The organism is Streptomyces sulfonofaciens (assembly GCF_014656295.1).
Classification (GTDB): Bacteria; Actinomycetota; Actinomycetes; order Streptomycetales; family Streptomycetaceae; genus Streptomyces; species Streptomyces sulfonofaciens.
Window position 1 is genome coordinate 289726 of sequence record NZ_BNCD01000004.1, and the last position, 23269, is coordinate 312994.

The following is a 23269-nucleotide window of genomic DNA, read 5'->3' on the forward strand; positions in this document are numbered from 1 at the left end:
GGCCCGTGCGTCTGCGGCGGCGTCATCGGTCCCCGACGCTCCGCGTCGGCTCCCTCCTCCGCCCTGCAACCGCACGCACGGGACCCCGCCTCCTGAGCCGGCCCGATCCGGACGAAAGCCCCCAGCCGCCACCCGCCCGGGCCCGCAGGACCGCCCGGACGCCCTAGTCTGTCCACCGCCTCCCCGTCCGCGGACGGGGAGGCGGTCGCACATCGGCACCTCGCCCGTATGTCGTGGCACCCGAACCGCAGTGATCCAAGGAGCAACCGCAGTGAGCAGCAACAACGGAGACGTCCGGCTCTGGGGCGGCCGGTTCGCCGACGGCCCCGCCGAGGCCCTGGCCCGGCTCTCGGCGTCAGTCCACTTCGACTGGCGGCTCGCTCCGTACGACATCGCGGGATCGCGGGCCCACGCGCGCGTGCTGCACCGGGCGGGGCTGCTCACCGCGGACGAGCTGGAGCGCATGATCGCGGGCCTGGACCGGCTCGCCGCCGACGTCGCCGACGGCTCGTTCACCGGTACCATCGCCGACGAGGACGTGCACACCGCCCTGGAGCGCGGCCTGCTGGAGCGCCTCGGCGCGGACCTCGGCGGCAAGCTGCGCGCCGGACGGTCGCGCAACGACCAGGTGGCGACGCTCTTCAGGATGTACCTGCGCGACCACGCCCGCACCATCGGCGGTCTGGTCACCGACCTCCAGGAGGCACTGGTCGCCCTCGCCGAGGCCCACCCGGACGTGGCGATGCCCGGCCGCACCCACCTCCAGCACGCCCAGCCGGTGCTCTTCGCCCACCATGTGCTGGCCCACGCCCAGGCACTGGGGCGGGACGCGCAGCGGCTTCGGCAGTGGGACGAGCGGGCGGCCGTGTCGCCGTACGGCTCGGGCGCGCTGGCCGGCTCCTCCCTCGGCCTCGACCCGGAGGCGGTCGCCGAGGACCTGGGCTTCGAGGGCGGCAGCGCGGCCAACTCCATCGACGGCACCGCCTCGCGGGACTTCGTCGCCGAGTTCGCCTTCATCACCGCGATGATCGGGGTGGACCTGTCCCGGATCGCGGAGGAGGTCATCATCTGGAACACGAAGGAGTTCTCCTTCGTCACCCTCCACGACTCCTTCTCGACGGGCTCGTCGATCATGCCGCAGAAGAAGAACCCGGACATCGCGGAGCTGGCGCGCGGCAAGTCGGGCCGGCTGATCGGCAACCTCACCGGACTGCTCGCCACCCTCAAGGCGCTGCCGCTCGCCTACAACCGCGACCTCCAGGAGGACAAGGAGCCCGTCTTCGACTCCTGCGACCAGTTGGAGGTGCTGCTGCCCGCGTTCACCGGCATGATGGCCACGCTCACGGTCAACCGCGCACGCATGGAGGAACTGGCTCCCGCCGGGTTCTCGCTCGCCACCGACATCGCCGAGTGGCTGGTCAGGCAGGGTGTGCCGTTCCGTGTCGCACACGAGGTCGCGGGCGAGTGCGTCCGGGAGTGCGAGCGGCTCGGCATCGAGCTCGACCAGCTCACGGACGAGCAGTTCGCGAAGATCTCGCCCCATCTGACGCCCGCGGTCAGGGCCGTCCTCGACGTCCCCGGCGCCCTCGCCTCACGCAACGCGCGCGGTGGGACGGCGCCCTCCGCCGTGGCCGTCCAGCTCACCGAGGTCAAGGCCGACCTGGCCGTTCAGCGGGAGTGGGCCACCGCCCGCAACGGGTAGGAGCGCGCGGGGCCCTCGCCCGTCCGCCATGGCGACGGGCAGGGCCGCTCCTCCGCCCCGGCCCGGTGGCGCGCACCTCGCCCGTCCTCGGTGGCGGCACCGTCCGCGGCTCCGGCCGACCGCCCCGCACGGGGGCCGCGCAGCAGCGGTCCCGTCAGGCGGCCGCCTTGGCCTTGGTGGCGTACATGTCCACGTACTCCTGCCCCGACAGCCGCATGACCTCCGTCATCACCGAGTCGGTCACCGCGCGCAGCACATAGCGGTCGCGGTCCATGCCCTCGTAGCGGGAGAACTCCATCGGGGCGCCGAAGCGGACCGTCACCCGGCCCGGGCGGGGCATACCGGTGCCGCCCGGCTGGAGCTTGTCCGTGCCGATCATCGCGAACGGCACCACCGGCGCACCGGTCATCAGGGTCAGCCGGGCGATGCCGGTGCGGCCGCGGTAGAGCCGCCCGTCGGGAGAGCGGGTGCCCTCCGGGTAGATGCCGAACATCCGGCCCTCCTCCAGCATCCGCCGGCCCGTCATCAGCGCGGCGACGCCGCCGTTCGCCCCGTCCCGGTCCACCGGGACCATGCCGACGCCGGTGAAGAACCACGCCATCAGACGGCCCTTCAGGCCCTTGCCCGTGACGTACTCGTCCTTGCCGATGAAGAACACCTGCCGGTCGCAGACGACCGGCAGGACGATCGAGTCGATGAAGGTGAGATGGTTCCCCGCCATGATCACCGGGCCCGAGGTGGGAATGTGCTCGGCGCCCTCCACCCGTGGCCGGAACATCAGGCGCATGATCGGTCCGAGGACTGCCTTGATGAACGCGAAACGGGACAACGGACCCTCCGTGGTCAAGGGAATCGGCTGCTGAGCCTGGTGCGTCGTGCGGAAGTCAGTGCAGGTGAGGACGATACTCGCCACTCCGGGCGGATTGCACATCGGCCACGGGGCGGATACGTGTCCGTCACAGACCGCCCGGCTCTCCGGCACACCACGAACACGGCGGCACCAGGCGCCACCTGACATCAGCCGCACATTGCGTCCCGGGTCTCCCCTCCGTCCCACGTCCGCGCCTACGATCATCCGGTCCGGCAGGGACAGCGCAGCCTCAGCACGGCAGACCAGGAGGAACGCCCATGGCGAAGCAGGGGTCGAACGAGCAGCGGCCGGGGACGGGACCGGGACGGCGCGCGGTCCTGGGCGCGGCGGTGCTCGGCGCGGGCGGGGCCGTCGCCGGCCTGCCGGGAACGGCACGGGCCGCCGAGCGCTCCGGCGGACACGGCGGGGGCCACGGGACGCGCCTCGACCTGCCGGTGCCCACCGTCATCGGCCACCGCGGCACCGCGGGCTACCGCCCCGAGCACACCCTCGGTTCGTACCAGCACGCGCTGGACCTCGGGGCGCACATCGTCGAGCAGGACGTCGTGCCCACCAAGGACGGCCATCTGGTATGCCGTCACGAGAACGACATCACCGCCACCACGGACGTCGCCCGGCATCCGGAGTTCGCCGGCCGCAAGACCACCAAGACGGTGGACGGCACCTCCCTCACCGGCTGGTTCACCGAGGACTTCACGCTCGCCGAGCTCAAGACCCTGCGGGCCGTCGAGCGGATCCCCGCCAACCGCCCGGACAACACCCTGTACGACGGCCGCTGGCAGGTGCCCACCTACGAGGAGGTCCTGCAGTGGGCCGACCGGCAGGGCGCACGGCGCGGCCGGCCGGTGTGGCTGTACGTGGAGACCAAGCACCCCACCTACTTCCGCAAGCTCGGCTTCGACATCGAGGGGATGCTGGCGCGGCTGCTGCGCACGTACCACCGGGACCGCGCCGACTCACCCGTCATCCTGCAGTCCTTCGAGCCGACCAGCGTCCAGCGGCTGTCCAAGCTCGTCGACTCGCCGAGCATCGTGCTGCTGGACGCCGCGGGCACCCGCCCCTGGGACTTCGTGGCCGCGGGCGACCCGCGCACCGTCGACGACCTGGTCGAGCCGGAGGGCCTGGCGTGGCTCGCGTCCTTCACGCAGGGCATCGGACCCACGCTCGACCTGATCATCCCGAAGGACGCGGACGGCAGGCTCACCGAGCCGACCACCCTGGTGTCCGACGCGCACGACGCGGGCCTGATACTGCACCCGTACACGATGCGCAACGAGAACACCTTCCTGCCGGCCGACTTCCGCAAGGGCACGGACCCCAACGCCTACGGCGACGCGTTCGGCGCCTTCCGTACCTACTTCGAGACCGGCATCGACGGCATCTTCTCCGACAACGCGGACACCGCGCTCCTCGCCCGCGAGGACTTCGTCAACGGCTGACCTGCGCAGACCACAACGAGTGAGAGACGGCCGCCCCGGCAACCCGGGCCCGGGGCGGTCGCGTCACGTCCGGCATGGACACCACGCCCTCCCACCCGGCAGGACCGGACACCGCCACCGCACTGATCGATGGCCTGCGGCCGCTGCTCGCCGCCGAGGCGGCGGCAGAGGCACCGGCGGCCGGCGCCGAGCCCGGCGATCTGGAACAGGCCGTGTGGCTGCGGCTGCTCGAGCGGCTGCACTCGGCTGGCCCACCGCACGACCCCGCGCACTGGCTGCGCCGCGCGGTGCGGTCCGAGGCACGCCGCTGCCGCCGCCTCGCCCGGCACATCGGCCCCTACCCGGCCGAGCCCGCCGACGCCTCCTGGCGCGGCACCGAGCCCCAGGTACTCACCGCCCTGCGGCGCCGCGCCGTGCGCGCCGCGGTGGGCCGGCTGCCCGCCCGTTGCGCCGCCCTCGTGACGGCACTCCTGTCACCCGGGGACCTCACCTACCGCGAAATCGCAGGGGAGTTGGGTATCTCACAGGGCAGTCTGGGGCCGGAGCGTTCCCGGTGCCTGGGATGCCTGCGCAGAATGCTCACGGCGGAGGTTGCAGTTCCGGTCCCACGGGGAAAGCACTGATGGACAACCGGCGGAACAGGTGAGCGAGAGGCATGCACACATGGGCATGAGCGTGACCATCTCTGCGGCGGACGAGCGCGACGCCGAACAGATCCTCAAACTGCAGTACCTCTGCTACCAGGGAGAGGCCGAGCTGTACGGCGACTACACCATCGAGCCGCTCACCCAGTCGCTCGCCGCGCTCAAGGAGGAGCTCGCCCACGGGCGGGTGCTCGCGGCGCGGCTCGGCCCCGAGGTGGTGGCCTCGGTGCGCGGCAGCATCGACGAGGAGGGCGTGGCCCACATCGGCAAGCTGATCGTGCACCCGAGGATGCAGCGGCACGGCCTCGGCGGCCGGCTGCTGTCCGCCATCGAGGAGCGGCTGCGCGCCGACGGCGAGGTACGCCGCTTCCAGCTCCTCACCGGCCACCGCAGCGAGCACAACCTGAGGCTGTACCGCCGGCACGGCTACGCACCCGCCGGCACCGAGCGGGTCGACGACGCGCTCACCCTGATCACCCTGACGAAGGACCCGCAGACCCCCGCGTACGTGGCCAGCGCCTGACGCGGCCCACGCCACGCGGCCCCTGCTACGCGGCGCCGACCGGGCGGGCTGCCCTGCGCAGCCAGAGCATGGCGGTGACCGGCAGGAGCACGGGGATGAACAGATAGCCGATGCCGTAGTCCGACCAGACCGTGGCGTCCGGGAAGGCGGACGGCTCCACCACCGTCCAGGTACCCACGACCAGCACGCCCGCGAGCTCGGCGGCGCAGCACACCAGCGCCGCCCTGCGCGCCCTCTCACCGCCGCGTACGAGCGTGTACGTGATGAACCCGTACACCACCCCCGCGACCGCCGACAGCGAGTAGGCCAGCGGAGCGTGGCCGAAGTCGGTGCTGATCTGCACCGCGGAGCGGGAGAGCGCGCCCACCACCATCACCCCGTACAGCCACACCAGCAGCAGCCCCGGGCCACTGATCAGTCTGGTCCGCCCGCTGCCCGTGCGCTTGCGATCGGTCACCGCCACCTCAGCCTCCCCAGATGTCGTAGAGCCGCAGCTCCAGCACGGCGAGCACCACGCCGCCGGCCGCCACGGTCGCGGAGCCCCAGCGGGTGCGCTCCGCCAGCGACAGGAAGCCGGCGGCGGGCGTGCACGCGAACGCGCCCAGCAGGTACGCCACGAAGATCACCGTGCCCTGTTCCGGCTTCGCCCCCCGCGCGAGCTGCACGATGCCGACGACGAGCTGCACCGTCGCGAGCAGCGTGACCACGGCCATGCCGAGGAAGTGCCGGTCCTTGGTGGACTGGTCCCGGTAGGCGGCGATGCCGCACCAGAGGGCGAGCACGATCGCGGCCGCGGCGAGCGCGATCGTCAGGGCATCAAGCATGCCGCGACCTTAGTACGGGGCCCCGGCGGCTCCCGTGCCCGCCCCCGGCCGCACGACCCGGCCCGCGCCGCCCCCGCGGCGTCCGCCACCCGCGCCCCCGCGGGGTGCCCCGTCGCCCGGCCGCGCCACCTGAGCGTCTGCTTTACTGTGGCCATGACCGCGACGAGCAGGCGCCACCCCGCGACCGAGGTGATCACGACGCCCGGTGCCCGTTGTCGGTGTTGCACGTGCGCCCGCTGAGGGCCCCCGCACCGCTCTAGGGCTCGCGCCCGAAGCGGGACGGCCCCCGCGCACCCGGCCCCCGGCTCCTTCGGCCCCCGCGGTGTTCGCCTTCCGGTGTGCCCGTTGCGCGACCGTGGCGGTCGGCCCGATGCCGGCGCAGCCTGCGCGCCCTGCTCGTATCCGCCCTGCATGCCCGTGCCCGGCGCCGACCGAGCGCCACGGCACCCGACGATGACGGACTCCACGTGATCACCACCACAGGTCTCACCAAGGTCTACCGTGCACGCGGCCGAGAGATCACCGCTCTCGACGGCGTGGACCTGCATGTGCGCGAAGGCGAGGTGTACGGCGTCATCGGCCGCAGCGGCGCCGGCAAGTCCTCGCTCATCCGCTGCGTCAACCTGCTCGAACGCCCCACCGCCGGCACCGTCACCGTGGCCGGCCAGGACCTGACCGCGCTCGCCGGACGCGGCAGGCGGGCGAGCCGGGAGCTGCGCGCGGCCCGCAGCCGCACCGGCATGGTCTTCCAGCACTTCCACCTGCTGTCGTCCCGCACCGTCCAGGACAACGTCGAGCTGCCCCTGGAGATCCTCGGCCACTCCCGCGGAAAGCGCGCCCGCAAGGCCCGCGAGCTGCTGGAGCTGGTCGGCCTCGGCGAGCGGGCCACCGCCTACCCCGCACAGCTCTCCGGCGGCCAGAAGCAGCGCGTCGGCATCGCACGCGCCCTCGCCGGGGACCCCAAGGTGCTCCTGTCCGACGAGGCGACCAGCGCACTCGACCCCAAGACCACCCGCTCCATCCTGCGGCTGCTGCGCGAGCTCAACCGCGAACTCGGCCTGACCGTGCTCCTCATCACCCATGAGATGGACGTCGTCAAGGCCGTCTGCGACTCCGCCGCGCTGATGGAGAACGGCCGGATCGTGGAGTCGGGCACGGTCCCCCAGCTCCTCGGCACCCCGGACTCCCGGCTCGCCCGCGCGCTCTTCCCGGTGAGCGGCGACCCGCTCGGCGGCGAGGGCACCGTGGTGGACGTCACGTTCCACGGCGAGGCCGCCGCCCGGCCCGTGATCTCCCGGCTGTCGCGGACCTACAACATCGACATCTCGATCCTCGGCGCCGCGATGGACACCGTCGGCGGACGGCAGGTCGGGCGGATGCGCTTGGAGCTGCCCGGTCACTACGAGGAGAACGTCGTGCCGATCGGCTTCCTGCGCGAGCAGGGCCTCGGCGTGCAGGTGCAGGGCCGGCCGGCCCGGCTCGCCGAGGAGGGTGCCGAGTGACCTGGTCCGAGATGCAGCCGCTGCTGTCCCAGGCGTGTTGGGACACGCTCTACATGGTGGGCTGGTCCACCCTGATCGCCGTGCTCGGCGGACTCCCGCTCGGCATCCTGCTCGTCCTCACCGACCGCGGCGGGCTGGTGCACAACGCCGCGGTGAACAAGGTCATCGGGCAGATCGTGAACATCGCGCGCTCGCTGCCGTTCATCATCCTGATGGTCGCGCTGATGGGCTTCACCCGCTGGATCACCGGCACGACCATCGGCCGCGAGGCCGCGATCGTGCCGCTCGCGACGGGCGCCATCCCGTTCTACGCGCGGCTCGTCGAGACCTCCGTGCGCGAGGTCGACGGCGGACTGGTGGAGGCCGTCCAGGCGATGGGCGGCAGCACCTGGAAAGTGGTCCGCAGCGTCCTGGTGCCCGAGTCGCTGCCCTCGCTGATCTCCGGGGCCACCACCACCGTCGTCGCGCTCATCGGCTACTCGGCGATGGCCGGCACCGTCGGCGCGGGCGGCCTCGGCGACATCGCGGTCCGCTACGGCTACCAGCGCTTCGAGACCGGACTGATGTGGATCACCGTGTCGATCCTGGCCGTGGTGATCTCCCTCATCCAGTTCGCCGGGGACCTAGCCGCCCGCCGGCTGCACCGCCGCGGCGGGCACCCGGGGCCCGCGCCCCGGCCGCGCCCGCTGCGCACCGCGGCCCCCGGCGCGGGGCCCACCGACGCCCGCTGACGCCATCCGCCCGCTGCGTCCCCGCGCACCCCCGCGGAGGCGCGGCACCGTGAGAAAGGCACTTCCCGTGCGCCACACCACCAGGACCACCACCGTCGCCCTGGCCGCCGGGGCCCTCGCCCTCGCGCTCACCGCCTGCGGCTCGACGTCCGGCGCGGACGGGGCGGACGCCCCGCTCGTCGTCGCCGCCTCCCCGACCCCGCACGCCGAGATACTGAACTACGTCAAGGACCACCTGGCGAAGAAGGCCGGCCTCGAACTGGAGGTCAAGGAGTTCACGGACTACGTCACGCCCAACACGGCCACCCAGGACGGCTCCGTGGACGCCAACTACTTCCAGCACAAGCCCTACCTCGACGACTTCAACAAGAAGAACGGCACCGACATCGTGCCCGTCCCCGGCGGCACCGTGCACCTGGAACCGCTCGGCGTCTACTCAAGGGCCGTGCACACGCTCATCGCGCTGAAGGACGGCGCCACCGTCTCCCTGCCCAACGACACCACCAACGAGGCCCGTGCGCTCGAACTGCTGGACGGCAACGGCCTGATCAGGCTCAGGCCCGGCGCCGGGCAGGAGGCCACCCCCAAGGACATCGCGGACAACCCCCGGCACATCCGGTTCAAGGAGCTCGAAGCCGCCCAGGTGCCCCGCTCGCTCGGTGACGTCGACGCCGCGGTGATCAACGGCAACTACGCCCTGGAGGCCCACCTCAACCCGGCCGAGGACGCACTCGCCGCGGAGAGCGCCACGAACAACCCCTACGCCAACTTCCTCGCGGTGAAGAAGGGCGGCGAGAACGACCCCCGGGTGCGAAAGCTCGCCAAGCTCCTGACGTCGCCGCAGGTCAGGAAGTTCATCGAGGAGACCTACGACGGCGCCGTCGTCCCCGCGTCCTAGGGTGCGCCGCCCGACCCCGCACGCCCCGAGCGGCACGGCGTACGGGGCCCGGGCGCCCCGGGAAGCCGCGGACAGAGCCCACCCCCGTGGTGCGGCGGACGGCCGCGATGCTGCATGCTGGGGCATTCGGCAGGTCTTGAAGTTTCCTGATGAGGGTTACGGAGCGGCGCATGACAACAGCCTTTTCGGGGTTCCCCGACATCTCCATCAGCACGGAGCGGCTGGTGCTGCGCGGGTTCGAGGAAGCCGACCTCCAGGCCTTCACCGAGATGATGAACGACGAGCTGGTCACCACCTGGAACACCGTCCCCGCGCCCTACACCGAGACGCACGCCCGCGCCCTGATCACCCGCGAGGCACCCGCACAGCGCACCGCGGGCCGGGGTGTGGTGCTCGCCGTCACGGAGTTCCTCACCCAGCGCCTGGTCGGCCTCGTCCACCTCCACCACACCGACTGGCGGGTGCGTTCGGGCGAGCTGTCGTATGTCATCGCGCCCTGGGCGCGCGGCGAGGGCTACGCGTCCGAGGCCCTGCTCGCGATGGCGCAGTGGCTCTTCCACGACCAGCGCTTCGAGCGCCTGGAGTTGCGCACCGCCGCCGACAACACCGCCGCCCAGCAGGTCGCCCAGAAGATCGGCTGCATCAGCGAGGGCGTCCTCAGAGGCGCCTGGATAGCCCGCAGCAGAACCGAGGACGGCACCTGGACGGACGTGCGCACCGACCTCATCGTGTGGAGCCTGCTCCCGGAGGACCTGGAAGGCGTCCCGGAACACCTCGCCGACCACGGCGGCTTCTCGACGTACTCCGACTGGAACTGACCGCCCCGGCCTGACCGCCCCGGCCTGAGCGGCACGGCCGCCGACCACGGCCGGTCGGTGGCGCGCGGGCGTGGCGCCACCAGGTACGCTCACCGGGCCTGCCCCCGCGGCTGAAGGCCCGGGTCCCCGGCGCAGCAGCCCTGACGACCTGCGAGAACACCCAGGAGACTGACGAGAATGGCCGACCGGGTCACGGTGATCGGCTGGGACGGATCTCCGCTGACGGACGCGGCGCGCTCCGCACTGTCGGCCGCCACCCTTGTGGCCGGTGCCGCCCACCACCTGGCGCTCCCCGAAACCCCCGCGGGCGCGGAACGCATCCGGCTCGGCAGTGTCGCACTCGCCGCCCGCCGCATCGCCGCCCACCGCGGCACCGCAGTCGTCCTCGCCGACGGCGACCCCGGCTTCTTCGGCGTGGTACGCACCCTGCGCGCCCCCGAGTTCGGGCTGGAGGTGGAGGTGGTGCCCGCCGTCTCGTCGGTGGCCGCGGCCTTCGCACGGGCCGGTATGCCCTGGGACGACGCCCAGGTCGTGGTCGCCCACCCGCGCACCCTGCGCCGGGCCGTGAACGTCTGCCGCGCGCACGCCAAGACGGCCGTGCTCACCTCGCCGGGCGCGGGACCCGCGGAACTCGGCCTGCTCCTTGAGGGCGTGCACCGCACCTTCGTGATCTGCGAGGAACTCGGCACGGCACGCGAGCGGGTCACCGTCGTCACCTCCGACAAGGCCGCCGACCACACCTGGCGCGACCCCAACGTCGTCATCGTCATCGGGGCGGCCGCCACCGGCGAGACCGGCTGGATCGCGGGCCGCGCCCCCGCTCCCGCGCGCGGCTGGGCCCTGCCCGACACCGTCTACGGCGGCGACCCGGGCGACGGCGGCAGCGCGCCCCTGCGGGCCGCCCAACTCGCCCGTCTCGGCCCGCGGGTGGGTGACCTGCTGTGGGACATCGGCTCCGGCAGCGGGGCGCTGAGCACGGAGGCGGGGCGGTTCGGCGCCGCGGTCATCGCCGTCGACCAGGACGCCGACGCCTGCGCCCGCACCACGGCCGCCGCCCGCCGCTTCGGGGTGCACCTCCAAGTGGTGCACGGCACCGCGCCGTACGTCCTGGAGAACCTGCCGGAGCCCGACATCGTGCGGGTGGCGGGCGGGGGAGCCGCGGTGGTCTCCGCGGTCGCCGACCGCCGCCCCGAACGCATCGTCACCCACGCCGCCACCCGGGACGAGGCCGAACTCATCGGCAGGGACCTCGTGGAACACGGCTACGACGTCGAGTGCGCGCTGCTCCAGTCCGTCGAACTCGACACCCGCGCCTGGGCCGAGAGCGAACGCAGGGTGGCCTTCCTGATCTGCGGAATCCAGCAGGAACGCCGCGATCCGGGGCGATGAGGCACGCTCTGCCCGCAGCGTCCGGTGCCCGGCCGGGCACCGCCTCGCCGGACGGCGAAAACCAGTCCGCCCCGTGATCCCCTGACGGCCTCTTGCGAGGTAGGCTGGCCGACCGTTGTACTGCATTCGGGTGTTCTGCGATGTCGTCGCTCAATGTCCGGACAACGGAACCGTTTTGGGGACGCGTGTGGTACGGCGAGTCAGGGTGCCGTGCGACGTGGCGCGGCCCGAGGCTGGATCCGAGGGCGTGCAAGGGCGCATGTCCTGCGGTGTGACCAAGGACGCGCCCCGGCGCGATCCACAGCGGACCGTGGCGGAGTCAGGCCGCCACGGCGGACGAAACGGGGCACGCCCGCTTGGGCGTCGCTCCCGGGTGTTCGTGCCGCGCGGCGGGCACGCTCGTTCTCCATGGCGGGCGCACGTGCCCCGTTCCGGGCGCGCCCCGGCCGCGGCGCGGGGACCGTCGAGGAAGCACTAACCGATGGGCGAGGGGTACGCATGACCGAGACCGGCCAGATCCCGGCCGAGGGACTGCCGGAGAACGCAGGCAACGGGGTCGCTTCCGGACCCGCCCCGGGCCCGGAAGCCCGGCACGGCGCGCCTGCGCCGGACGGCCACCCCTTTGCCGACCCCTCCGCGGCCCATCATGCCGACGACGACATGCTGCTGATGCCCATCGCCCAGGGTGCCTGGACGGAGGGCCAGCCGCACACCGGCGCGGCGCACGGCGAGCCGGTGCCCGCCGGTGCCCCGGGGGCCGGCGGCCAGACGCCTCAGGCCGAGGCCGCGCAGGCAGGTGCCGTGCCCTCCGCCGCGCCCGAGGGCGAGGCCCCGGCCGCCAGCCCGGCCGCCGGTGCCGCCCCGGCCGCCGAGGCCGGGAGCGAGCCGGGACCCCAGGACACCGCGGGCCGTGACACCGCCGGCCCCGCGCCGGCCCCGCAGCACGCCCGCCGCCCGCTGCACCTCGGACCGCCCGTCCCCGACGCCACCTCGACCCTGGTGCGCACGCTCGCCGACCGCGGCCCGGCCAGCGCCCCGGCGCCCCAGCCCGCCCCGGCGCCCGGCCCGGAGTACCCGGACACACCCGTCGACGACCCGACCCTGGCAGGACCGCAGCTCGGCGCGCTCCCGCCGCACGGCGGCGCCCCCTGGTCACCGCACCCGCAGCCGGACGGCGCCCACGCCCAGGCCGGGCCGGAGGACGCGAGCACCGGCCAGGCACCCCTGACCGAGGTCCAGGCGGTTGGCGGCGACGCTCCGCAGACCAACGCGTACGCCTACGCGGCGCAGGAGACGCACCCGCAGCACGCCCAGAGCCCCGGGTACCAGGACGGGGAGGAGCAGGGCGCCGGTGTGGAGTACGCGGTCGAGGGCGCGGGCGCCGAGTACGCCGCCGACGACGCCGGGTACCCGGTGGACGGAGCCATCTTCGCGGACGCCGTCGCCCACGCCGCTATGGGCGCGGGCCACCAGGCGGCCCCCGGGCAGGACGCGCACGCCCCCGGGGCCCACGTCAACGGCGCCGGGGCGGCCTACGCCGCGTCCGACGCCGCCCACGCGCCGTACGCCATGGACCCGGCCGTTGCGGCGGGCGTGCTGGCGGGCGCGGGCCCGTTCCTGTCCGCCGCCCACCCCGGGGCGCTCCCGGACGGCTCCGGAACGTTCCCGGCAGCGGCGTCCGAGGCCCAGCCGGTCGGGCAGTTCGTACCGGTGGCCGGTTCCGTGCCGACCACACCGCATCTCGCGCCGACGCCCCCGCATGCCCTGACGTTCCCGCAGCCGCCCGCGGAGACCACCGGGGCGCAGGCGTTCGACACCGCCGCCGGCGGATACGCACCGGAGGCCGGGGCGGCCGAGGCGGGCGGTGCGCAGGACGGCCCCGCCGAGCAGCCGGCGTTCCCGGCCGCGGACGGGTCCGGGCCGCTGCCCGCGCAGGACGGCATGCCCGGCGCGGCCCCGCAGCAGGCGGAGCAGCCCCTGGAAGGGCCCGTCGCCGCCGGGCCCGGGCCGGCCGGTGGCGGCGCCCTGCCGGAGGAGGCCGGCGCCGCACCTTCCGCCGCACCCGGTGCCCTGCCCGAGGCGGAGGCCGCCCAGGCCGTCGAGCACCTGGAGGCCGGCGAGGTTCCCGAGGCCGTCGAGCACTCCGAAGCCGTCGACCTTCACGACGGCGCCGGGGCAGCCGAGACGGTCGAGGCCGTCGACGGACCCGGGGAGCCCGAAATCCCGGCGGCCCCGGAAATCCCGGCGACCCCGGAGGCCGCCGCGGGTGAGGAGGCCGGGCCGGGGACCGCCGGAGTCCAGGCGCCGCACCCGGCGGCAGCCGCCGGTCCCGAGAACGGTTCGAGCACCGCCGAGGAGGCCGTCATCGACCCGCAAGAGGCTTCGGCAGCCGAGCTGCCACCGCAGGAGGAGCCCCCTGCCCTCCAGGACCCACCCGCGCAGGGCGCACAGGCGGACGGCAGGCCGACCGTGCCCGCGCCGCGCGACGGCGAGCAGCCCCACCCGGTGCCGCCCGCCGATGCGGCGCAGCCGGGCGCCCCGGCCCCCGAGATGCCGCACGCGCCGGAGCAGCCGGCGCCGGCACCGGCCGCCGCGGAGCAGCCTGTGCCGGAACCGGCCGCGGCCGCCCCGGAGCAGGCCGGTCCCCAGGAGGCCCCGGTGCCCGCCGCCCCCGGACCGGACCTCCCCGCCCCCGAGGCACAGGCCCCCGGCCAGCCTCCCCAGCCTCCCGTGGCACCCGAGCCCCAGGGCCCCCCGGCGGCCGGCTACGACGAGGCCGAGCGCGAGGCCGTGCTGCGGGTGATGCGCGAGCGCCGCGACATCCGCAACGGCTTCCGCAACGACCCCATCCCGCCCGAGGTTCTGCTGCGCGTCCTGGAAGCCGCACACGCCGCGCCCAGCGTCGGCCACTCCCAGCCGTGGGACTTCGTCGTCATCCGCAGCGCGGAGACCCGCCGCGCCATGCACGAACTGGCCATGCACCAGCGCGAGGTGTACGCCAAGTCGCTGCCCAAGGCCCGCGCCAAGGCCTTCAGGGAGCTGAAGGTCGAGGCGATCCTCGACACCCCCGTGAACATCGTCGTCACCGCCGACCCGACCCGCGGCGGCCGGCACACCCTCGGCCGCTACACCCAGCCCCAGATGGCACCCTACTCGTCCGCGCTGGCCGTGGAGAACCTCTGGCTGGCCGCGCGCGCCGAGGGCCTCGGGGTCGGCTGGGTCAGCTTCTTCGACGAGCGCGAGATGGTGCGCGCGCTCGGCCTGCCCGAGCACCTGCACGTGGTCGCCTACCTGTGCGTCGGCTACGTCGACGAGTTCCCGAAGGAGCCCGAGCTGATGCAGGCCGGTTGGGCCAAGCGCCGTCCGCTGTCCTGGGTGGTGCACGAGGAGACGTACGGGCGCCGGGCGCTGCCCGGCTCCGAGCCGCACGACCTGCTCGCCGAGACCATCGCCGGAATCCGCCCGCTGGACGCCAAGGCGCTGGGGGAGGCGTGGGAGCGGCAGAAGAGGATGACCAAGCCCTCCGGCGCGCTCGGCATGCTGGAGATCATCTCCGCCCAGCTCTCCGGCCTCTCCCGGATGTGCCCGCCCCCCGTCCCGGAGCCGGCCGCCGTCGCCATCTTCGCGGGCGACCACGGGGTGCACGCCCAGGGCGTCACCCCCTGGCCGCAGGAGGTCACCGGTCAGATGGTGGCCAACTTCCTGGGCGGCGGGGCGGTGTGCAACGCCTTCGCCAACCAGGTCGGTGCCGAGGTGTGCGTCATCGACGTGGGCGTGGCGGCCGACCTGCCCGCCACACCCGGCCTGCTGCCCCGCAAGGTGCGCCCCGGGACCCGTGACATGACGGTCGGCCCCGCCCTCACCCGCGAGGAGGTCAAGGCCGCCATCGAGGTGGGCATCGAGACCGCCAGGGACCTGGTGGCGGCCGGGAACAAGGTGCTGCTCACCGGGGAGATGGGCATCGCCAACACCACTCCGTCCGCCGCGCTCATCTCCGTCTTCACCGGCGCGGAGCCGGCGGAGGTCACCGGCCGGGGCACCGGCATCAACGACGAGACGCTCACCCTCAAGACCGAGGTGGTGCGCCGCGCGCTCGAACTGCACCAGCCGGACCCCACCGACCCGATAGGGGTGCTGGCGGCGGTCGGCGGTCTCGAACACGCGGCGATCGCCGGTCTGCTCCTGGGCGGTGCCTCGCTGCGGACGCCCGTCGTGCTGGACGGCGTGAGCGCGGGGGCAGCCGCGCTGGTCGCGCGCGCCATCGCCCCCGAGGTGCTGGCCGCCTGCATCGCGGGCCACCGCAGCGCGGAACCCGGTCACGTCGTGGCGCTCAACAAGCTGGGCCTGCGTCCGCTGGTGGACCTCGATCTCCGCCTCGGGGAGGGCACCGGCGCCCTCCTCGCCCTCCCGATCATCCAGAGCGCGGCCCGTGCCATGCACGAGGTGGCCACGTTCGACGCGGCGGGAGTGACCGAGAAGTAACCCGGGGCCGCCGGCCTCGCACCGGGACCGCGGCCCGTGCCACCGCACGGGCCCCGGCCCGCTCCGGCGTGGCGGCCGCCGGGACCTCGTTCGGGTCCACGCGGCGGCCACCGGCGCCCGCTGCGGCGACCAGTCCGCAGTTCCCGCGCCGTATCGTGGACGCAACCTTCGGAGGAGCCCCGCACAGCCATGCCCGAACACCCCGCCTACCCCGTAGGCCTCCGCCTGACAGGCCGCCGCACCGTGGTCCTCGGAGCCGGCCAGGTGGCCCAGCGCCGCCTCCCCGCACTGCTCGCCGCGGGCGCCGACGTCCTGCTGATCTCGCCCTCCGCCACTCCCTCCGTGGAGGCCATGGCGGAGCGCGGGGAGCTCCGCTGGGAGCGCCGCAGGTACGCGGCCGGGGACCTCGTGGACGCCTGGTACGCCCTGATCGCCACCAGCGACCCCGAGGCCAACGCCGCCGCGTCGGAAGAGGGCGAGCGCGAGCGCGTGTGGTGCGTACGCGCGGACGACGCGGAGGCCGCAAGCGCCCTCACCCCTGCCACCGGCCGGGGCGCGGGCGTCTCCGTCGCCGTGCTCAGCGCCGAGCTGCACGACCGCGACCCGCGGCACACCGCGGCCGTCCGCGACGCGATCGTGGAGGGCCTGCGGGACGGATCCGTGGTCGCCCGCCAGTACCGCAGCCGGACCCCCGGTGTCGCGCTGGTCGGCGGCGGCCCGGGCGACCCGGAGCTGATCACGGTGCGCGGCCGCCGGCTGCTCGCCGAGGCGGACGTCGTCATCGCGGACCGGCTCGGCCCCCGCGACCTGCTCGACGAACTGCCCCCGCACGTCGAGGTGATAGACGCGGCCAAGATCCCCTACGGCCGGTTCATGGCCCAGGAGGCCATCAACAACGCCCTGATCGAGCACGCCAAGGCGGGCAAGGCGGTGGTCCGGCTCAAGGGCGGCGACCCGTTCGTCTTCGGCCGCGGCATGGAGGAGGCGCAGGCACTCGCCGCCGCGGGCATCTCCTGCACGGTCGTCCCCGGCATCTCCAGCACCATCTCGGTGCCCTCGGCCGCCGGCATCCCGGTCACCCACCGCGGGGTGGCCCATGAGTTCACCGTGGTCAGCGGGCATGTCGCGCCCGACGACGAGCGCTCGCTGGTCGACTGGAAGGCCCTCGCCGCGCTGCGCGGAACCCTGGTCGTGCTGATGGGCGTCGACAAGATCGACCGCATCGCGGCCACGCTGGTCGACCACGGCAAGCCCGCCGACACACCCGTCGCCCTGGTGCAGGAGGGCACCACCGCCACCCAGCGCCGGGTCGACGCCACCCTCGCCACCGTCGCGGACGTGGTACGGACCGAGCAGGTCAAGCCGCCGGCCGTCATCGTGATCGGCCCCGTGGTGCGGGTCGGCCCCGACACCCTCCCATGAGCACGCCGCCGCGCGCCGCGGCCGGCCCGGCCGGCCCGGCGGCGGACGCCGGCAGCACGGCAACGACCAGCGAAGAAGGTGTCCCGGTGGCCGCTCCGCACACCGTCGACGACCCCGACGACCCCCGGCTGCGGGACTACACCGACCTGACGGACGTGGAACTGCGCCGCACCCGGGAGCCCGCCGAGGGACTCTTCATCGCCGAGGGCGAGAAGGTCATCCGGCGGGCTCTGGGCGCCGGGTACGCCATGCGCTCGATGCTGCTGTCCGAGAAGTGGTTCGCCGCGATGCGCGACATCATCGAGGGAGCCGGCGCGCCGGTGTACGCGGTCACGCCCGAGCTGGCCGAACGGGTCACCGGCTACCACGTGCACCGCGGTGCGCTGGCCTCGATGGAGCGCAAGCCGCTGCCCGACGCCCGGGAACTGCTGCGCACCGCGCGCCGGGTCGCGGTCATGGAGTCCGTCAACGACCACACCAACGTCGGTGCCATCTTCCGCTCGGCCGCCGCGCTCGGCATGGACGCCGTCCTGCTCTCCCCGGACTGCGCCGACCCGCTCTACCGGCGTTCCGTGAAGGTCTCCATGGGAGCGGTGTTCTCGGTCCCGTACGCGCGCGTGACGGCCTGGCCGGCGGGCCTGGAAGCACTGGGCGGGGCAGGGTTCGACCTGCTGGCGCTCACCCCGGACGAGGCGGCCGTGCCGCTCGGCGAGGCGGCGGCCCGCCTGGGGCCGAGGGTGGCCCTGATGGTCGGCGCCGAGGGCACCGGTCTGTCCCGGCGCGCCCTGGCCGCCGCCGACCTCCGGGTGCGCATCCCGATGGCACACGGCGTCGACTCCCTGAACGTGGGCGCGGCGGCCGCGGTGGCCTTCTACGCGGTCCGCTGATCTTCGAGGGCACCCGCGAGGCCGGGACGGCCCTGGGCTCGGGTGTGGTTCTCGTGCTGCCTCACGAAGCAGGGCGATGCCGTTCTCGGCCTCGGCCCCCGTGCGCTCCAGGAGCGGCGGGACGACCGGGGGTCTGAGGCCGGGCCCGTCAGGACGCCGTGGGCTCCGAGGAGTCCGTGACCGGGGCGCGCCAGGACGGCGTGACGGGTGCGAGGCCGGGGCGGGCGGGACGACCGGGGACCCCGCCCCGGGAAGGGGCCCGTCGGCGGGCCGCCGTGGGGGTTCTGCCCCGGACACACCGTGTGGGGGCGTCCGGGAGGGAGCACCGGGGCACCGGGGAGCACCACCCCGCCGGCGCCGTGCGCTGCCGCCTGCCGCTCAGGGGCCGGCTGCCGCTGCCGCGGACCCGTCGCCCACCGGCACCCGCGCCGGTGCCGCGGCCCCGCCCAGCCCGCGACTCGGGCCCTGGCAGCCCTGCGCGGCCGCGATGCCGAGCGCCACCAGCAGGGTCACCACCACGAACACGAACAACCGCTGCCGCAGCAGCCGCGGGTTGGCCGGTCGCAGACCGCCTCCGGTCGGGCGCGGCCCGCTGCGGCCCGCCGTCCCGCGCGGCGCCTGTTTTCCGCCCAGGCGTGTCGTGTCGCGTCCGGGCTGCTCGCGTCCGGGCTGCGAACGCGGCCCGGACCGGCCGGGCGCCGGCCGGGCACCGCTGCCGCGCGCGCCGCTGTTCCGGGGCGCGGGGGTGCCCTGGGGCGGGACGGGCGCGCGGCGCTGGGTGCGCTGCTCCGCGTACTCCTCGGCGAGCCGCCCGGTGGGACGGCCGGGTTCGCCGCGCGGTCCGGTCGGCCGGACGTCCGTCAGGCCCTGTGCCTCGCGGGCCGCGATCTCCTTGAGCCGCAGGGAGAGTTGCAGCGTGCTGGGCCGCTCCTCCGGGTCCTTGGCGAGACAGGCGCTGACCAACGGGGCCAGCGCGTCGGGTACGCCGTGCAACTGGGGCTCCTCGTGCACCACCCGGTACAGCATCACCTCGGAACTGCCGTGCCCGAAGGGGGAGTCCGCGGTCGAGGCGTAGGCCAGGGTGGCCCCGAGCGCGAAGACGTCGGTGGCCGGTGTGACCGCCACCCCGCGCACCTGCTCGGGCGCGAGGAAGCCGGGCGAGCCGACCGCCGTGCCGACATGGGTGAGTGTGCTGGCGCCCGTCGCCCACGCGATGCCGAAGTCGATGATCCGGGGCCCCTTGGGCGACAGCAGGATGTTGGAGGGCTTCAGGTCGCGGTGCACCACACCGGCTTCGTGCACGGCGACCAGGCCCTCGGAGAGCGCCGCACCCACCGCAGCCACGTCGGCGGCCGGCAGGGGTCCTTCTTCGGCCACCTTGTCGTGCAGCGAGGGACCGGGGACGTACTGGGTCGCGAACCAGGGGCGGTCGGCGTCCAGGTCCGCGGCCACCAGCCGGGCCGTGCACCCGCCCCGGATGCGCCGGGCCGCCGAGACCTCGCGGGCGAAGCGCGAACGGAACTCCTGGTCCTCCGCCAGATCCGGCCGGATCACCTTCAGCGCGACTCGCTGACCACGGCGGTCGGAGCCCAGATAGACGACGCCCATCCCCCCTGCGCCCAGCCGCCGGTGGAGCCTGAACGAGCCGACGACTCGCGGGTCCTCGCGCCGGAGCCGCATCATCGCCATGTCCATCCCCGCTGCCCGGTCCGTTTGACGAGCCACAGCTTACGTACCCGTGGCCTGGTGCGCGCAGAGGCCGCGCCCTCACGGACCGACCGAATATCGCCATCGGGCGCGGCACGGATGCCGCGCGCCCCCATCGCGCCGCTCCGCGTCTTCCCCGGACACCGCCTCCCAACCGTGCGGCATGACACGGAGGTTGGGGGGCGCACTGACAGGCACCCGCGAGCCCGCGTGCATATGCCCAGGCCAGCGGGTGCGGTTACACACATCGCCCGTGGTGCGCCGCCGTGGGGCCGTGCCGAGCGGCAACCGCTGTGTGCGGCACGTCAGAAGTGATCGAAGTCACGCCGCGGCGCTGGGGTCGGCGGCGCACGCGCCCCCGACCGGGCCCTGTGCCCGCCCCCTCCGGGAAGACCCCCAGACCTAGGCCCTCTTCTCCACCCAGGGGAGTAGTCCGCACACGGAGGCTCATCCTCCGGGAGGCCCGGCAATCGGTACGACGGCATGACGTGCCGGAGGGACCGCGCGCCTAGATTTGTCGTCGAGCGGCGGGTGCAGCACTCGTCCCCCGAGGTCAGACACCCGCCGCTGTCGCAAGGAACCGGCGCCCGCAACAAGGGAGCCGGTACGAGGACTCGACCAGGAGAAGGACCATGGCGGACACGGCACCGCGGACGGCCATCCGCACGCAGGGGCGCGGAACCGCGCTCGGCACCCGCCCGTCCGGCACCCGCCACCCCCTGGTGGCGACGGCCATGGTCGTGCCCCTGGCGGCCCTGCTCGTGGTCGCCTTCGGCGGCTGGGACGCAGTGGTCACACAGGCGTCGTCCGTGGGCGTGATGCTGGGGCGCTGATCGGCGCCCCAGGCCCGGGAGAGCGGCCCGGGCGGGGACATCCAGCCCGAAACCCCGTGGGGACGGGGGTGCGGCGGACGGCACACTGCCCGCGTAGCTGGGGAGCTGCGCGGGCAGCCTTGTGCACCGGGCGGGTGCGGCCCCCGAGGACATCGGCCGAAGCCGCACCCGCCCAGGTGCCGGGAGGGCCGGAGCCTTGGTGTCCGGCCGGACGGCGTAGGCGGGGCCGCCGGACGGCGCGTGCGGGGCACCGCACCGGGGGCGGGGCCGCCGCCGGGTCGGAGCCGGGACCGGGGAACGCGGCCCCGGAGCAGGGGCCCGGGCCTCCGCGCGCGGGGGAGGGGCGTTCCGGCCGCGGAGGCTGGAGCGCCGCACCGGTGATGCGTAGGCTCACCGCGCACAGGACCGTCGTACGACCGACCACGAGCACCACGAGGGGGAACGGTGGCCACAGACGTGCTGCCCGCGCTGACGGCACGGGTGCGCAGTGCCGCACATCCGGCCGCGGCGCCGTGCGTATGCGCGGAGCCCGGCGCCGTCCTCGCCGACCGCGCCGACGGCACCGTCGTCCGCCATGGTGACGTGGTGGCCAAGGCCCACGCCCCCGGCACCGACGCCGCGCAGCTCGCCCTGCGGATGGCGGCGGCGGACCACCCGGCGCTGGACGGCGTACTGCTCGCCCCCCTGCACCCGGACGCCGCCGCCCTGCACGACCGCCTGGTCACCCTCTGGCCGCACGGCTCGCCGCTGGCACCGGACACCGACCCCGAGCGTGCCCCCTGGGAGGATGCCGCGGCCCTGCTGGCCCGCCTGCACCGGGTGGACACCTCCCGACTCCCCTTCCCGCTGCCGCTGATGCGCGGCCCGGTGAAGGCCGCCCGTGCCCTCGCCCGGCTGCGCGCCGCGGGCCCGCACCCGGGTGCCGCGCCGGTGCTGCGCGCCTGGGCCGTGCTTCCCGCCTGGGCGCGCGACGAGGCCCCGATGCCGTCCCCGTGGCGGCTGTGCCACGGGGATCTGCACCTCGGCCAGTTGGTGCGCAGCCCGGCGGGCACCGGCCCCTGGCGGCTCATCGACGTCGACGACCTGGGCCTGGGCGCGGCGGCCTGGGACCTGGCCAGACCCGCGGCGTGGTTCGCCGCGGGGGTGGTGGGCCCGGCCGAGTGGGCCAGGTTCCTGGCCGCCTACCGCGCGGCCGGCGGCCCGGCGGTGCCGGCCGGGGGAGACCCGTGGCCCGCGCTGGACGTGCCGGCCCGCGCGCTGAGCGTTCAGATCGCGGCCCTGGCCATCGCGAAGGCGTCGGCCGCGTGCCGCGGTCTCGACGAGGTGGAGGAGGCCATGATCGATGCCTGCGCCCGTATGGCGGAGGTGCCGGTCGTGGCGCAGGAGCCGGTCCGGCCGACCGGCGCGATGACACGGGCGGTCCCGAAGGAGGGGGAGACGGGCGCCGCCAAGTAGGGTGCAACCGACCGAAAGCCGGGCGGTGTTCCGGCGAAACAGAGCCCACAGCGAGGAGTTGAGCCGGGATGCAGTGTCCCAAGTGCCACGCCCCGATGAACACGTACAACCGCAACGGCGTCCAGATCGAGCAGTGCAGCGGATGCCGCGGGATCTTCCTCGACTACGGCGAGCTGGAGGCCCTGACCCGCGTGGAGGCCCAGTGGGCCCAGCCGGCCCCGCCGCCGCAGGCGTACCCGGCGGCTCCCGCCCCGGCCTGGGGCCACCACGGCGGCGGCCACGGCCACTACGGCCACCAGCGCCACCGGGGTCTTGGCCACCTGCTGTTCTCGTCCTGACCCGAGACCCCCGGCCACGGCTCCCGGCCACCGGCCGGGGGCCTCGCCGGCCGGCAGGGCGGAGCGGGCGGGACGCCGGCGGACGGGAGGAACGGCGGGACCGGTGCGCAGGGGAAGACGGCGGGAGGGACGGAAAAGCCCGAAGGCGACACGGGCCGCCACTGCGTGGGCTTGTGTCGCCTTCGTGTGCGTGGACGATACTGGGATTGAACCAGTGACCTCTTCCGTGTCAGGGAAGCGCTCTCCCGCTGAGCTAATCGTCCAGGAACGACCACGGCGCGACCTGACGGCCGCGCCGAGCCCGCTGTGTGCGCGATACTGGGATTGAACCAGTGACCTCTTCCGTGTCAGGGAAGCGCTCTCCCGCTGAGCTAATCGCGCGGGACACCATCCAGGAGCGATGGTGTCAGTGGACGATACTGGGATTGAACCAGTGACCTCTTCCGTGTCAGGGAAGCGCTCTCCCGCTGAGCTAATCGTCCATGGAGGTGGAGACGGGATTTGAACCCGTGTAGACGGCTTTGCAGGCCGTTGCCTCGCCTCTCGGCCACTCCACCATGGGTGTCGCGATCACAAGGATCTCTTCACCCTTCGAGCGGACGACGAGGTTCGAACTCGCGACCTCAACCTTGGCAAGGTTGCGCTCTACCAACTGAGCTACGTCCGCCTGTCCCTGCGGTCCGCTTCCGCGTCCCGGTGACGTGGTGAACTCTAGCGGATTCCCGGGCCAGTACAAAAACGCGTTTACGCAGCGTGCTGCGCTGTGACCGCCCCGGGCCGCGATCGGGGCGGCTGGGGGCCACC

The 23269-nt window shown here is 74.3% G+C and carries 19 protein-coding genes and 5 tRNA genes; 15 read left to right on the forward strand and 9 right to left on the reverse strand.

What is annotated here, in order from left to right; genetic code table 11:
- Positions 1-271 precede the first annotated feature (271 nt).
- The gene (gene argH / locus IE313_RS09380) at positions 272-1702 is read left to right on the forward strand and encodes an argininosuccinate lyase (protein ID WP_189930511.1); all 1431 of its coding nucleotides are present in this window, start codon (positions 272-274) and stop codon (positions 1700-1702) included.
- 154 nt (positions 1703-1856) lie between these two features.
- Here argH and IE313_RS09385 read toward each other — a convergent pair whose 3' ends face one another.
- Positions 1857-2633 (reverse strand): lysophospholipid acyltransferase family protein, encoded by a 777-nt coding sequence (locus IE313_RS09385; RefSeq protein WP_189930512.1) that lies wholly within the window; start codon positions 2631-2633, stop codon positions 1857-1859.
- Between the two features lie 197 nt (positions 2634-2830).
- Between IE313_RS09385 and IE313_RS09390 the strand changes: the two genes are divergently transcribed.
- The 3 genes from IE313_RS09390 (at position 2831) to IE313_RS09400 (ending at position 5179) form a co-directional block, all read left to right on the forward strand.
- Positions 2831-4012, forward strand: coding sequence for a glycerophosphodiester phosphodiesterase (locus IE313_RS09390; protein WP_189930513.1), 1182 nt, complete (start codon positions 2831-2833; stop codon positions 4010-4012).
- Between the two features lie 74 nt (positions 4013-4086).
- Positions 4087-4635, forward strand: coding sequence for an RNA polymerase sigma factor (locus IE313_RS09395; RefSeq protein ID WP_189930514.1), 549 nt, complete (start codon positions 4087-4089; stop codon positions 4633-4635).
- Positions 4636-4675: 40 nt separating this feature from the next.
- The gene (locus IE313_RS09400; protein WP_189930697.1) at positions 4676-5179 is read left to right on the forward strand and encodes a GNAT family N-acetyltransferase; all 504 of its coding nucleotides are present in this window, start codon (positions 4676-4678) and stop codon (positions 5177-5179) included.
- Positions 5180-5204: 25 nt separating this feature from the next.
- On the opposite strand, the gene IE313_RS09405 is transcribed toward IE313_RS09400, so the two are convergent.
- Complete coding sequence (locus IE313_RS09405; RefSeq protein ID WP_189930515.1) at positions 5205-5642, reverse strand: hypothetical protein; 438 nt, start codon at positions 5640-5642, stop codon at positions 5205-5207.
- A gap of 1 nt (position 5643) precedes the next feature.
- The gene (locus IE313_RS09410) at positions 5644-6003 is read right to left on the reverse strand and encodes a hypothetical protein (protein ID WP_189930516.1); all 360 of its coding nucleotides are present in this window, start codon (positions 6001-6003) and stop codon (positions 5644-5646) included.
- Between the two features lie 467 nt (positions 6004-6470).
- Here IE313_RS09410 and IE313_RS09415 point away from each other — a divergent pair, with 467 nt between their 5' ends.
- The 8 genes from IE313_RS09415 to IE313_RS09450 all read left to right on the forward strand — a co-directional run bounded on the left by IE313_RS09415 (position 6471) and on the right by IE313_RS09450 (position 18132).
- Positions 6471-7505 carry a methionine ABC transporter ATP-binding protein gene (locus IE313_RS09415; RefSeq protein ID WP_189930517.1) on the forward strand — a complete coding sequence of 345 codons (1035 nt, stop codon included), beginning with the start codon at positions 6471-6473 and terminating at the stop codon, positions 7503-7505.
- Positions 7502-8236: a methionine ABC transporter permease gene (locus tag IE313_RS09420; RefSeq protein ID WP_189930518.1), complete on the forward strand. Its 735-nt coding sequence runs from the start codon at positions 7502-7504 to the stop codon at positions 8234-8236. The genes IE313_RS09415 and IE313_RS09420 overlap by 4 nt, the downstream gene beginning before the upstream one ends.
- A 67-nt stretch (positions 8237-8303) precedes the next feature.
- Positions 8304-9134, forward strand: a complete 831-nt coding sequence (locus IE313_RS09425; RefSeq protein ID WP_189930698.1) for a MetQ/NlpA family ABC transporter substrate-binding protein — start codon at positions 8304-8306, stop codon at positions 9132-9134.
- Between the two features lie 170 nt (positions 9135-9304).
- A complete protein-coding gene (locus IE313_RS09430) occupies positions 9305-9952 on the forward strand; it encodes a GNAT family N-acetyltransferase (protein WP_189930519.1) in 648 nt (215 codons plus the stop codon).
- Positions 9953-10129: 177 nt separating this feature from the next.
- Complete coding sequence (gene cbiE, locus IE313_RS09435; protein WP_189930520.1) at positions 10130-11341, forward strand: precorrin-6y C5,15-methyltransferase (decarboxylating) subunit CbiE; 1212 nt, start codon at positions 10130-10132, stop codon at positions 11339-11341.
- Between the two features lie 498 nt (positions 11342-11839).
- Positions 11840-15823 carry a nicotinate-nucleotide--dimethylbenzimidazole phosphoribosyltransferase gene (cobT, locus tag IE313_RS09440; protein ID WP_189930521.1) on the forward strand — a complete coding sequence of 1328 codons (3984 nt, stop codon included), beginning with the start codon at positions 11840-11842 and terminating at the stop codon, positions 15821-15823.
- Positions 15824-16012: 189 nt separating this feature from the next.
- The gene (gene cobA, locus IE313_RS09445) at positions 16013-17245 is read left to right on the forward strand and encodes a uroporphyrinogen-III C-methyltransferase (RefSeq protein ID WP_189930522.1); all 1233 of its coding nucleotides are present in this window, start codon (positions 16013-16015) and stop codon (positions 17243-17245) included.
- A gap of 86 nt (positions 17246-17331) precedes the next feature.
- Positions 17332-18132 (forward strand): TrmH family RNA methyltransferase, encoded by an 801-nt coding sequence (locus tag IE313_RS09450; protein ID WP_189930523.1) that lies wholly within the window; start codon positions 17332-17334, stop codon positions 18130-18132.
- 378 nt (positions 18133-18510) lie between these two features.
- On the opposite strand, the gene IE313_RS09455 is transcribed toward IE313_RS09450, so the two are convergent.
- Positions 18511-19827 (reverse strand): serine/threonine-protein kinase, encoded by a 1317-nt coding sequence (locus IE313_RS09455; protein WP_189930524.1) that lies wholly within the window; start codon positions 19825-19827, stop codon positions 18511-18513.
- 644 nt (positions 19828-20471) lie between these two features.
- Here IE313_RS09455 and IE313_RS09460 point away from each other — a divergent pair.
- The 3 genes from IE313_RS09460 to IE313_RS09470 all read left to right on the forward strand — a co-directional run bounded on the left by IE313_RS09460 (position 20472) and on the right by IE313_RS09470 (position 22465).
- Positions 20472-20672, forward strand: coding sequence for a hypothetical protein (locus IE313_RS09460; protein ID WP_189930525.1), 201 nt, complete (start codon positions 20472-20474; stop codon positions 20670-20672).
- Between the two features lie 444 nt (positions 20673-21116).
- Positions 21117-22127: an aminoglycoside phosphotransferase family protein gene (locus tag IE313_RS09465; protein WP_189930526.1), complete on the forward strand. Its 1011-nt coding sequence runs from the start codon at positions 21117-21119 to the stop codon at positions 22125-22127.
- Between the two features lie 68 nt (positions 22128-22195).
- A complete protein-coding gene (locus IE313_RS09470; RefSeq protein ID WP_189930527.1) occupies positions 22196-22465 on the forward strand; it encodes a TFIIB-type zinc ribbon-containing protein in 270 nt (89 codons plus the stop codon).
- A 191-nt stretch (positions 22466-22656) separates the two neighbouring features.
- Here IE313_RS09470 and IE313_RS09475 read toward each other — a convergent pair.
- From IE313_RS09475 to IE313_RS09495, 5 genes are all read right to left on the reverse strand, one after another.
- Positions 22657-22728, reverse strand: a tRNA-Val gene (locus tag IE313_RS09475).
- A gap of 46 nt (positions 22729-22774) precedes the next feature.
- Positions 22775-22846: transfer RNA gene (locus IE313_RS09480), tRNA-Val, on the reverse strand.
- Between the two features lie 29 nt (positions 22847-22875).
- A tRNA-Val gene (locus IE313_RS09485) sits at positions 22876-22947 on the reverse strand.
- Between the two features lies 1 nt (position 22948).
- Positions 22949-23022: transfer RNA gene (locus IE313_RS09490), tRNA-Cys, on the reverse strand.
- Between the two features lie 37 nt (positions 23023-23059).
- Positions 23060-23132, reverse strand: a tRNA-Gly gene (locus IE313_RS09495).
- Positions 23133-23269: the final 137 nt, after the last annotated feature.

Coding starts and splice junctions, on each gene's coding strand:
- IE313_RS09385 (WP_189930512.1), bottom strand. CDS start 2,633: ATGTGCAATCCGCCCGGAGTGGCGAGTATCGTCCTCACCTGCACTGAC.
- IE313_RS09390 (WP_189930513.1), top strand. CDS start 2,831: ATGGCGAAGCAGGGGTCGAACGAGCAGCGGCCGGGGACGGGACCGGGA.
- IE313_RS09395 (WP_189930514.1), top strand. CDS start 4,087: ATGGACACCACGCCCTCCCACCCGGCAGGACCGGACACCGCCACCGCA.
- IE313_RS09400 (WP_189930697.1), top strand. CDS start 4,676: ATGGGCATGAGCGTGACCATCTCTGCGGCGGACGAGCGCGACGCCGAA.
- IE313_RS09410 (WP_189930516.1), bottom strand. CDS start 6,003: ATGCTTGATGCCCTGACGATCGCGCTCGCCGCGGCCGCGATCGTGCTC.
- IE313_RS09430 (WP_189930519.1), top strand. CDS start 9,305: ATGACAACAGCCTTTTCGGGGTTCCCCGACATCTCCATCAGCACGGAG.
- cbiE (WP_189930520.1), top strand. CDS start 10,130: ATGGCCGACCGGGTCACGGTGATCGGCTGGGACGGATCTCCGCTGACG.
- cobT (WP_189930521.1), top strand. CDS start 11,840: ATGACCGAGACCGGCCAGATCCCGGCCGAGGGACTGCCGGAGAACGCA.
- cobA (WP_189930522.1), top strand. CDS start 16,013: ATGCCCGAACACCCCGCCTACCCCGTAGGCCTCCGCCTGACAGGCCGC.
- IE313_RS09455 (WP_189930524.1), bottom strand. CDS start 19,827: ATGGACATGGCGATGATGCGGCTCCGGCGCGAGGACCCGCGAGTCGTC.
- IE313_RS09460 (WP_189930525.1), top strand. CDS start 20,472: ATGGCGGACACGGCACCGCGGACGGCCATCCGCACGCAGGGGCGCGGA.
- IE313_RS09470 (WP_189930527.1), top strand. CDS start 22,196: ATGCAGTGTCCCAAGTGCCACGCCCCGATGAACACGTACAACCGCAAC.